The sequence below is a fragment of the Massilia niastensis DSM 21313 genome, from assembly GCF_000382345.1.
In the GTDB taxonomy this organism is placed as follows: Bacteria; Pseudomonadota; Gammaproteobacteria; order Burkholderiales; family Burkholderiaceae_D; genus Telluria; species Telluria niastensis.
This window is the reverse complement of sequence record NZ_KB908078.1, coordinates 21,045-31,048: the sequence shown is the minus strand read 5'-3', so window position 1 is coordinate 31,048 and position 10,004 is coordinate 21,045. Positions and strand designations below refer to the sequence as shown.

Annotated in this window: 9 protein-coding genes; 6 read left to right on the top strand and 3 right to left on the bottom strand. The window is 68.9% G+C overall.

Features of this window, described 5'->3' with window-relative positions; genetic code table 11:
* Window positions 1-86 precede the first annotated feature (86 nt).
* The 4 genes from H162_RS0102490 to H162_RS0102475 all read left to right on the top strand — a co-directional run bounded on the left by H162_RS0102490 (window position 87) and on the right by H162_RS0102475 (window position 4,870).
* Window positions 87-569 (top strand): CinA family protein, encoded by a 483-nt coding sequence (locus tag H162_RS0102490; protein WP_020651865.1) that lies wholly within the window; start codon window positions 87-89, stop codon window positions 567-569.
* Window positions 570-641: 72 nt separating this feature from the next.
* Window positions 642-3,485 carry a M16 family metallopeptidase gene (locus H162_RS0102485; RefSeq protein ID WP_020651864.1) on the top strand — a complete coding sequence of 948 codons (2,844 nt, stop codon included), beginning with the start codon at window positions 642-644 and terminating at the stop codon, window positions 3,483-3,485.
* Between the two features lie 84 nt (window positions 3,486-3,569).
* Entirely contained in the window at window positions 3,570-3,896 is a 327-nt protein-coding gene (locus H162_RS0102480) for an ArsR/SmtB family transcription factor (protein WP_020651863.1), read from the top strand.
* On the top strand, window positions 3,893-4,870 hold the full coding sequence (locus H162_RS0102475) for a cation diffusion facilitator family transporter (RefSeq protein ID WP_020651862.1): 978 nt from the start codon (window positions 3,893-3,895) through the stop codon (window positions 4,868-4,870). Before H162_RS0102480 ends, H162_RS0102475 begins: the two co-directional genes overlap by 4 nt.
* A 54-nt stretch (window positions 4,871-4,924) precedes the next feature.
* On the opposite strand, the gene cysK is transcribed toward H162_RS0102475, so the two are convergent.
* From cysK to tcdA, 3 genes are all read right to left on the bottom strand, one after another.
* Window positions 4,925-5,857, bottom strand: coding sequence for a cysteine synthase A (gene cysK / locus H162_RS0102470; protein WP_020651861.1), 933 nt, complete (start codon window positions 5,855-5,857; stop codon window positions 4,925-4,927).
* A gap of 46 nt (window positions 5,858-5,903) precedes the next feature.
* On the bottom strand, window positions 5,904-6,470 hold the full coding sequence (locus tag H162_RS0102465; RefSeq protein ID WP_026354134.1) for an FKBP-type peptidyl-prolyl cis-trans isomerase: 567 nt from the start codon (window positions 6,468-6,470) through the stop codon (window positions 5,904-5,906).
* Between the two features lie 76 nt (window positions 6,471-6,546).
* Complete coding sequence (gene tcdA, locus H162_RS29935) at window positions 6,547-7,452, bottom strand: tRNA cyclic N6-threonylcarbamoyladenosine(37) synthase TcdA (RefSeq protein WP_020651859.1); 906 nt, start codon at window positions 7,450-7,452, stop codon at window positions 6,547-6,549.
* 87 nt (window positions 7,453-7,539) lie between these two features.
* Here tcdA and pdxH point away from each other — a divergent pair, with 87 nt between their 5' ends.
* Together pdxH and H162_RS0102450 are read left to right on the top strand one after the other, a co-directional pair.
* Window positions 7,540-8,739: a pyridoxamine 5'-phosphate oxidase gene (gene pdxH / locus H162_RS0102455; RefSeq protein WP_020651858.1), complete on the top strand. Its 1,200-nt coding sequence runs from the start codon at window positions 7,540-7,542 to the stop codon at window positions 8,737-8,739.
* Window positions 8,740-8,779: 40 nt separating this feature from the next.
* Window positions 8,780-9,988, top strand: a complete 1,209-nt coding sequence (locus H162_RS0102450) for a class I SAM-dependent methyltransferase (protein ID WP_026354133.1) — start codon at window positions 8,780-8,782, stop codon at window positions 9,986-9,988.
* Window positions 9,989-10,004: the final 16 nt, after the last annotated feature.

Here is a 10,004-nt window from a genome sequence, read left to right as displayed (position 1 = left end):
GAATGGACCGTACGCGGACAAGCCCGTCCGCCGACCATGTGCGCCGGCGCACCGCCGGCCTGGCCAGCACGCGAAAGGAGCCTCACGTGACGAACGAACTGATCGATCTTGCTACCAAGGTAGGCCGGGCCCTGGAGGCCAAGGGACTGTTGCTGGTCACCGCCGAATCCTGCACCGGCGGCGGCGTGTCGCAGGCCATCACCGAAATCGCCGGCTCCACCGGCTGGTTCGAGCGCGGCTTCGTCACCTATTCGAACCTCTCCAAGACCGAACTGCTCAACGTGCCGGACGCCCTGATCGCGCAGTTCGGCTCGGTCAGCGAAGAAGTGGCGGGCGCCATGGCCGAGGGCGCGGTGGCCAACAGCAATGCCGACGTCGCGGTCTCCACCACCGGCATCGCCGGCCCGTCCGGCGCGGTGCCGGGCAAGCCGGTCGGCACGGTGTGCTTCGGCTGGTCGCGCGGCGACACCACCTATACCGAGCGGCTGGTGCTCTCGGGCGACCGCCAGTCGATCCGCGAGCAGACCGTCGCGCACGCCTTGCAGGGACTGCTGCGCTTCATCGAGTAGGCGCGAACCTGTGCGCGGGGCCGATGGCGCGTGCGCCGCGCGACGGCGTCCGCGCGCCACCCGGAAAGCCGAATGAGACTCCCCTCCCTGCTGGCGCCGCTGCTGGCCCCGCTGCTGTTCGCCTGCCTGCCGGTCGTCGCGCTGGCCCAGGGCGGCGGCCCCGCCCCGCTGCCGGCCGTCGCGTTCGACAAATACACGCTGCCCAACGGCCTGCAGGTGATCCTGGTCGAGGACCGGCGCCTGCCGATCGTCGCGGTCAACCTGTGGTACCACGTCGGGCCGGCCGACGAGGCGCCGGGACTGACCGGCTTCGCCCATCTGTTCGAGCACATGATGTTCGCCGCCACCCGCCACATCCCGCGCGGGCTGGCCGACCGGCTGCTCGAGGGCGCGGGCGCGACCGACAGCAACGGCAGCACCGACTACGACCGCACCAACTACTACGACACGGTGCCCTCGAACCAGCTCGAACTGGCGCTGTGGGTGCATGCCGACCGCATGGGCTACCTGCTCGACGTGCTCGACCAGAAGGCGCTGTCGAACCAGCAGGACGTGGTGCGCAACGAGCGGCGCCAGAACGTCGAGGACGAGCCCTACGGGATCGTCGAGGAAGCGCTGGCGCACGCGCTGTTCCCCAAGGGCCATCCGTATTACGCCTCGGTGATCGGTTCGCACGCCGACATCCAGGGAGCCCGGCTGGACGACGTGCGGAATTTCTTCGCCCGCTACTACGGCCCGAACAACGCCAGCCTGGTCATCGCCGGCGACATCGACAAGGCCAGGGTGCGCGCGCTGGTGGAGCGCTATTTCGGCAGCTTCAAACGCAGCCCGCCGGTGGCGCGCCCGAACGTGGCCACGCCGCCCATCACCAGCGAGCGCCGGGTCGTGGTGCGCGACCGGGTCGAGCTGCCGCGCGTGTACATGGGCTGGCTCACCCCGCCCGCCTACCAGGCCGGCGACGCCGAGCTGGCGGTGGCGGCCCACATCCTCGGCGGCGGCAAGTCGAGCCGCCTGTACAAGTCGCTGGTCTACGAGCGCCAGATCGCGCAGGACGTCGACGCGGCCCAGAATTCCTACGGTCTCACCTCGACCTTCGTGATCGACGTCACCGCGCGCGCCGGGCACACGCCGCGCGAGCTGGAGACGGCGATCGACGCCGAGCTGGCCAAGCTGCGCGACCACGCTCCGTCCGCGCAGGAAGTCGAGCGCGCCCGCAACAGCATCGAGACCGCGCTGCTGGCGTCGATCGAAAAGCTGGGCGGCGACGGGCTGGCCGACCAGCTCAACCACTACAACCAGTACACGGGCGACCCGGGCTACCTGGCCAGGGACATCGAGCGCGTGCGCCGCGTCGACGCCCGCGCCGTGCAGCGCGCGGTGCAGGCCTGGCTGAAGCAGAGCGCGCGCGCGGTCGTCACCGGCATCCCGGGCACGCCGGTGGTCAACGATCCGCGCCTGCCGGCGCCCAAGACCTCCCAGGCCGCCGCCACGGGCGCGCCGGTCAATGCCGACGAAGCCTGGCGCGCCAGGCCGCCCAAGCCCGGCCCGGCGCCGCGTTTCAGCCTGCCCCGTGGGAACAGCTTCAAGCTGCCGAACGGCCTGACCGTGATCCACCACTACAACCCGGCGCTGCCGCTGGTGTCGGCCCAGGTGGTGGTGCGCAGCGGCAGCGCCGCCAATCCCGACCGGCTGCCGGGACTGGCCGGCTTCACGGCCCAGATGCTGGAGGAAGGCACGGCCACCCGCAGCGCGCCCCAGATCGCCGACGAGATCGCGCAGCTGGGCGCCTTCATCGACACCGACACCGGCATCGACGCCTCCACCGTGTCGCTGGTGTCGCTGCGCTCCACCTTCGCCCAGGCGCTCGAGATCATGGCCGACATGGTGCTGCATCCGGCCTTCCCGAATGCCGAGGTGGAGCGCCAGCGCGCCAGCCGGCTGGGAGAGCTGATGCAGCAGCGCGACGATCCGGAAGACGTGGCGGCGGTCGCCGCGGCCGGCGCGCTGTTCGGCGCCAGGCACCCCAAGGGCTATGGCCAGCTCGGCACCGAGCCGGCGATCCGCAGCGCGACCCGGGACGAGATCGAGGACTTCTGGCGCCACCACTACGTGCCCGCCAACGCGGCGCTGGTGGTGTCGGGCGACATCGCCGAGGGCGAGCTGCGGGCGCTGGCCCAGGCCCGCTTCGGCGGCTGGGAAAAGGACCGGGCGCCGTCCGGCGGCGGCGGCGCGCCGAACGGCACGCGCGCGCGCCTGGTGCTGGTCGACCAGCCCGGCGCCGGACAGACGGCGCTGCGCGTCAGCAGCGTCAGCGTGGCGCGCAACACCCCCGACTATGCGGCGCTGCAGGTCATGAACGGCGCGCTGGGCGGCATGTTCTCCAGCCGGCTCAACAACAACCTGCGCGAAGACAAGGGCTATACCTACGGGATCTTCTCGGACTTCCGCTACGACCGCACGCCGGGGCCCTTCGTCATCGCCGGCAGCGTGCGCCTCGACGCCACCGGCGCCTCGGTGCGCGAGATCTTCCGCGAGCTGGGCGCCATCCGCGAACAGCCCCTGCCGCCGGCCGAGCTGGCGGCGGCGCGCGACGCCCAGGTGCTGTCGCTGCCGGGCGAGTTCGAAACCAACAGCGATATCGTCGCCAGCCTGGCCGAACTGCATGTCTACGGCCTGCCGGCCGACTACTACGACACCCTGCCGCGCCGTTTCGCCGAGGTCAGCGCCGCCCAGGTGCAGGACGTGGCGCGCCGCTACCTGGACCCGGCGCGCATGACCGTGGTGGCGGTGGGCGACCGCCGCAAGATCCTGCCCCAGCTGCAGCCGCTCGGCCTGGGCCAGGCCGAGCTGCGCGACAACGATGGCCAGCTGCTGCACGACCAGGGCGGCCAGCCGGCCGGCCGCAGCGGACGCTGACACGACACGGGCGGCGCACGCCGCTTGCCGGTCGCGGCCAATTCATCTAACATGTGAACAAGTCTTCAAACGTTGAATATACTCATGACGATCGAATCCCTTCCCTTGGCTGCCGAGGAAGCGGTCGACCAGCTGGCCGACCTGTTCCACCTGCTGGGCGACCCGACCCGCCTGCGCATCGTGCTGGCCTGCCTGGCCCAGCCGACCGCGGTGGGCGACATCGCCGCCGCCCTCGACCTGTCCAGCTCCCTGGTCAGCCACCACCTGCGCCTGCTGCGCGCCGCGCGCATCGTCAAGGCCGAGCGCCAGGGCAAGCAGGTGTTCTATTCGGCCGCCGATGCGCACATCAGCAGCCTGCTCTCCAACATGTTCGAGCACATCGCCGAACCCGCCAACGGACTGGACGCATGACCCACGACCACGCACACGCCCACGACGATCACGGTCACGACCACGATCATGGCCACCACCACGGGCTCGGCCACCACCACCACCACCACATGCCGGCGCCGGGCACCGACAGCCGCGCATTCGGGCTGGCGATCGGGCTGAACCTGCTGTTCGTCGCGATCGAATTCACCTACGGGTTCATCGCGCACTCGACGGCCCTGATGGCGGACGCCGGCCACAACCTGTCGGACGTGCTGGGACTGCTGCTGGCCTGGGGCGCGGCCCTGCTCGCGAAAAGCGCGCCGCATGGACGCTATACCTACGGGCTGCGCGGCTCCTCGATCCTGGCGGCGCTGGCCAATGGCCTGCTCCTGATGGTCGCCTGCGGCGCGATCGCATGGGAAGCGGTGCAGCGCTTCACCGAGCCGGCGCCGGTGGCCGGCCTGACGGTGTCGGTCGTCGCCGCGGTCGGCGTGGCGGTCAACGGCTTCTCGGCCTGGCTGTTCATGCGCCTCGCCAAGGACGACCTGAACGTGCGCGGCGCCTACCTGCACATGGCGGCCGACGCCGCGCTGTCGCTGGGCGTGGTGGTGGCGGGCCTGGCGATCATGGCGACCGGCTGGCACTGGATCGATCCGGCGGTCAGCCTGGTGATCGTGGTCGTGATCGTGGCCGGCACCTGGTCGCTGCTGCGCGAATCGGTCCAGCTGTCGATGGCGGCGGTGCCGCCCGGCGTCGACCCGGGCGCGGTGCGCGCCTTCCTGGCCGGGTGGCCGGGGGTGTCGGAAGTGCACGACCTGCATATCTGGGCGATGAGCACCACCGAGACCGCGCTGACGGCGCACGTGGTGATGCCGGGCGGGTATCCGGGGGACCAGGTGATCGACGCGATGGTGGAGCGCCTGCGCGAGGATTTCGCGATCCATCACTGCACCCTGCAGGTGGAGGAAGGGACCACGCACCATCATTGCGCGCTGAAGGAGCATGCGCACTGATTGGCCGGGGCGCCGGCGACCCGGCGTGGGCGGGACTACCCGCCCACCTGCACATCACCCGGCAAGATTGGCGTACAAGGCGGTGCTGAGATAGCGTTCGCCGAACGACGGAATGATCGTCACGATCATCTTCCCGGCATTCTCCGGCCGCCTGGCCACCTTCACGGCAGCCCACAGCGCCGCGCCCGACGAGATCCCGACCAGCAGCCCTTCTTCGCGCGCCGCCGCGCGGGCGGTCTCGAAGGCATCCTCGTTCCTCACGCAGATGACTTCGTCATAGGCATGGGTATTGAGCACCTGCGGCACGAAGCCCGCGCCGATGCCCTGGATCGGGTGCGGTCCCTTGGTGCCCTTCGACAGCATCGGCGAGGCTTCCGGCTCCACCGCGATCACCTGGAAGCCGGGCTTGCGCGGCTTGATCACTTCGCTCACGCCGGTGATCGTGCCGCCCGTGCCCACCCCCGCCACCAGGATGTCGACCTTGCCCTCGGTGTCGCGCCAGATTTCCTCGGCGGTCGTCCTGCGGTGCACCTCGGGGTTGGCCGGGTTGTTGAACTGCTGCGGCATGAAGCAGCGCGGGTCGGAGGCCACCAGCTCCTCGGCGCGGCGGATCGCGCCCATCATGCCTTCGCTGCCGGGCGTGAGCACCAGCTCGGCGCCATAGGCGCGCAGCAGCATGCGCCGCTCGCTGCTCATGGTCTCGGGCATCACCAGCTTGCAGCGGTAGCCGCGCGCCGCGCACACCATCGCCAGCGCGATGCCGGTGTTGCCGCTGGTGGGTTCGACGATCGTCGTATCCGGACCGATTTTTCCGGCCGCCTCGGCCGCCTCGATCATGGCCAGGCCGATGCGGTCCTTGACGCTGTGCGCCGGGTTCTGGAACTCGAGCTTGCCGAGGATGTCGGCGCCGCTGCCGGCGCCCAGCCTGCGGATGCGTACCAGAGGAGTGTTGCCGATCAGTTCAGTGACGTCGTTCGCGATTCTCATGCCAGGCTCCCGGTTGTCGAACAGTTTACTTTTTGATTTACTTCACCTACTTCACATCCAGCAGTTCCACGTCGAAGATCAGGTCGGAATCGGGCGGGATCACGCCGCCGCCGGCCCCGCGCTTGCCGTAGGCCAGCGCGCTCGGGATGATCAGGGTGCGCTTGCCGCCCACCTTCATGCCGGCCACGCCCTGCTCCCAGCCCTTGATGACCTTGCCCGCGCCGAGCTGGAACTCGAGCGGCGTGCGGCCGGCGTCCAGCGAGGAATCGAACTTGCGGCCGCGCTGCTTGGGCGCCAGCGGCTTGTGGAACCAGCCGGTGTAGTTGACGACGACATTGCTGCCCAGCGAAGCTTCCTTGCCCTTGCCGACCACGCGGTCGAGGATCTCGACCTGCGGCGCAGGCGCGGCCTGCACGGCCGGCGGGGTCTCGGCGGCCGGGGTCGAAGGAGTCGAAGGAGGCGTGGGGGTGGGCGGGGTGGCGGGAGGAGTGGCCGGCTGCTGCGCCTCGGGCGGCGGCTGGGTGGCCGGCTTGCCGGCCTCCTGCGCGCCCTCCTGGGCGTGGACGGCGGCAGCCGCCAGCAGCAGGGCCATGAATGCGGATCGACGAATCATAGGGTTCTTCCATCAAAAGGATAACGACTGATCCTATGATAGCAAGGCCTCTCCGCGTTGCACAGTTTGCACTACTTCAGACCGTCGTCGCGGCTCCGGCTACCGCGGCGGCGGCTGCCGCGACATCGAGCGCGGCCGCATTCAGCGCTTCCGCGTTCGCGTCGGCTACCGCGGCCTCGGCCATCTTGCGCAGGATGTGCCCCGCCGCCACCATGCCGAAGGTCGCGGTGACCACCATGCTGGAGCCGAAGCCGGCGCAATTCAGGCCCGTGATGCTGTTCGGATCGACCGCGCAGGCGTCGCCCGCTTCCGGATAGCGCAGCGGCTCCATCGAGAACACCGCGTCGATGTGGTACTTGTTCTTTTCGCCACGCGCGAAGCCGTACTGCGCGCGCAGGATCTTGCGCACTTTCTTGAGCAGCGGTTCCTGCTCGGTGCGCGCCAGGTCGCGGATCTCGACCTTGGTCGGATCGATCTGCCCGCCGGCGCCGCCGATCGTCACCAGCGGCATGCCGTTGGCGCTGCACCAGGCGATCAGGGCGGCCTTCGGCTTGACGCTGTCGATCGCATCGACCACGTAGTCGAAGCCTTGGTTTGCCACCAGCGCCGGGATGTTGTCGGGATCGATGAAATCCTCGACCAGGCTCACCTTGCAGAACGGGTTGATCTGCGCGATGCGCTCCTTCAGCGCCTCGATCTTCGGCATGCCGACGGTCGACGACAGCGCCTGGATCTGGCGGTTGATGTTCGATTCGGCCACGTTGTCGAGGTCGATCAGGGTCAGGTGGCCGATGGCGCTGCGCGCCAGCGCTTCCACGATCCACGAACCGACGCCGCCGACGCCGATCACGCAAACGTGCGCCGCGCGGAAACGTTCCAGTGCACGCTCGCCATACAGGCGAGCAATGCCCCCGAAGCGGCGCGCAAAGTCCACTTCCTCTTCCAGCGCTGCCGCAAAGACATGAGTGTTGATCGTATTCATGCTCACATTGTAGCGGACGGAACTTTCGCATCTGCACTAAAATAACTCTTCGTCAAGCAAATATTTTCGCGTGTCAAAAAAACGCCAATGAACAATCTCCTCCACGACGCCGCCCCCGATTTCGACCAGCCGATCGCCGTGCTCAAGCACTGCCACGGGCGCATCCGCAAACAGCTTGCCACGCTGGAAAAACTGCTGTCCCATCTGCCCGAGCACGGCGCCGACGAGCAGGCGCGCCAGGCCGCCGCGGCGGTGCTGAAGTATTTCGAGAAAGCGGCCCACCTGCACCACGAGGACGAGGAGCAGGACCTGATCCCGATGCTGCGCGCGGTGGCCCAGGGCGAGGACGCCGCCACCCTGCAGGCGCTGGCGCCGGTGATCCTGCAGGACCACAAGGACATGGACGCGATGTGGCAGGACCTGCACGAGCAGCTGACGGCGATCGCCGAAGGCGCGGCGGCGGTGCTGTCGGCCAGCGCCGTGCAGCGCTTCGTGCAGCGCTACACCTCGCACATGGAACGCGAGGAAAGCGTCATCGCGCCGATGGCGCTGCGCCTGTTCTCGCCGGCCCAGATGGCCCAGCTGGGCGCGGCGATGCAGCGCCGCCGCGCCCAGCTGGGCGTGCCGGAATCGAACAAGGCCGCGGTGGGCCAGGCGGTGGCCGACCTGCGCAAGGATTACGGCCAGGCCAGCCTGAACGAACACGAGGTGCTGGACGATCCGATGCTCCAGTTCACGCAATGGTTCGAACAGGCGCTCAAGGCCGAGGTCAACGAACCGAACGCGATGACCGTGGCGACCGTCGCCGCGAATGGACGTCCGAGCTCGCGCATCGTGCTGGTCAAGCAGTTCGACGAGCGCGGCTTCACCTGGTACACCAACTACGACAGCCGCAAGGCCCAGGAATTAGCTGACAATAATTTTGCAGCTTTGTTATTCTTCTGGAGTGAACTGGAACGCCAGGTACGCATCGAAGGACGCGTCGAACGGACCTCGGACGATGAAAGCGACAGGTATTTCCGCAGCCGTCCGCTGAAGAGCAGGCTGTCGGCAACCGCCTCGCGCCAGAGCGCCCCGATCGCGAGCCGCGCCGCGCTCGAGGAAAACTACGAGACGGTGGCACGGCAGGCTGGCGAGGATCCGCTGCGTCCCGCGTACTGGGGCGGCTTCCGGTTGATCCCCGAACGTATCGAATTCTGGCAGGGACGGCGTTCGCGCTTCCACGACCGCATCGTGTACGAGCGGCAGGCGGACGGCAGCTGGACACGCCAGCGATTGCAACCCTAGGCCGGCAGCGTTGCGCCGGCCGCCACTTCGGGAGGTGACCGTGTTCGACCAGATCAAGTTTTCGGCCTGGAGCGCAGGCCTGCGCAGCAAACTGTCCTTGCCCTTGCGTGTGGAGTTGTGGAATGGCGAGCAGTTCGAGCTGTCGTCCGAAACGCCGCGCGTCACGATCCGCGTACCCGACCCCTCAGCGCTGCGCTACCTGCGCTCTCCTTCCCTGTACAGCCTCGGACGCGCCTATGTCGAAGGCGCGATCGAGGTCAAGGGCCGCGCCGCCGACATCATCGACGTCGGCAACGCCCTGGCGGCGTCCGGCGTCGCCACCGAGCGCCCGCGCAGCCGGCTGGGCGACAAGTTCCGGCTGACCCACACGCGCGAGCGCGACGCCGAGGCGATCCGCTACCACTACGACGTCTCCAACGAGTTCTATGCCGCCTGGCTCGATCCGGGCATGGTCTACTCGTGCGCCTATTTCGAGGACGGCGACGAGGACCTGGCCACGGCCCAGACCAGGAAGATCGACCACATCCTGAAGAAGATCGACCTGCGCCCGGACCAGACCCTGCTCGACATCGGCTGCGGCTGGGGCGCGCTGGTGCTGCGCGCGGCCGAGCGCTTCGGCGCGCGCTGCATCGGCATCACCCTGTCCGAGAACCAGGCGGCGCTGGCGCGCGAGCGGGTCGCGCGCGCCGGACTGCGGGACCGCATCGAGATCCGGCTGCAGGACTACCGCGACGTCGGGGGCAGCTTCGACCGCATCACCAGCGTCGGCATGTTCGAGCACGTGGGCGTGCAGCACCTGCCGGACTATTTCTCGCAGGTGCGCGCGCTGCTTGCGCGCGACGGCGTGGTGATGAACCACGGGATCACGACCACCAATGTCGACAACGGCGCCTCGCCCTACGGCGGCGGCCAGTTCATCGACGAATACGTGTTCCCGCACGGCGAGCTGGCGCACCTGTCCACCGTGATCCGGGCCATGCAGGAAGGCGGCCTGGAAGTGCGCGACGTGGAAAACCTGCGCCGCCACTACGCGCGCACCTGCGCGATCTGGACCGACAATTTCGAGAACAACGCCGAGCGCATCCGCACGCTCACCGACGCCAAGCGCTTCCGCATCTGGCACGTGTACCTGGCCGGCTGCGCCTATGCGTTCGCGCACGACCGCATCAGCCTCTACCAGATCGTGTGCGGCAAGGCGGGGAGCGACCCGGAACAGCTGCCGTGGTCGCGCAGGTACATGTACGCGTGATGCGGGCCGGGCAGGC

Bases quoted from the DNA above. Each gene is read 5' to 3' on its own strand.
- H162_RS0102485 (WP_020651864.1), top strand. From the start codon at position 642: ATGAGACTCCCCTCCCTGCTGGCGCCGCTGCTGGCCCCGCTGCTGTTC.
- H162_RS0102480 (WP_020651863.1), top strand. From the start codon at position 3,570: ATGACGATCGAATCCCTTCCCTTGGCTGCCGAGGAAGCGGTCGACCAG.
- cysK (WP_020651861.1), bottom strand. From the start codon at position 5,857: ATGAGAATCGCGAACGACGTCACTGAACTGATCGGCAACACTCCTCTG.
- H162_RS0102465 (WP_026354134.1), bottom strand. From the start codon at position 6,470: ATGATTCGTCGATCCGCATTCATGGCCCTGCTGCTGGCGGCTGCCGCC.
- tcdA (WP_020651859.1), bottom strand. From the start codon at position 7,452: ATGAATACGATCAACACTCATGTCTTTGCGGCAGCGCTGGAAGAGGAA.
- pdxH (WP_020651858.1), top strand. From the start codon at position 7,540: ATGAACAATCTCCTCCACGACGCCGCCCCCGATTTCGACCAGCCGATC.
- H162_RS0102475 (WP_020651862.1), top strand. From the start codon at position 3,893: ATGACCCACGACCACGCACACGCCCACGACGATCACGGTCACGACCAC.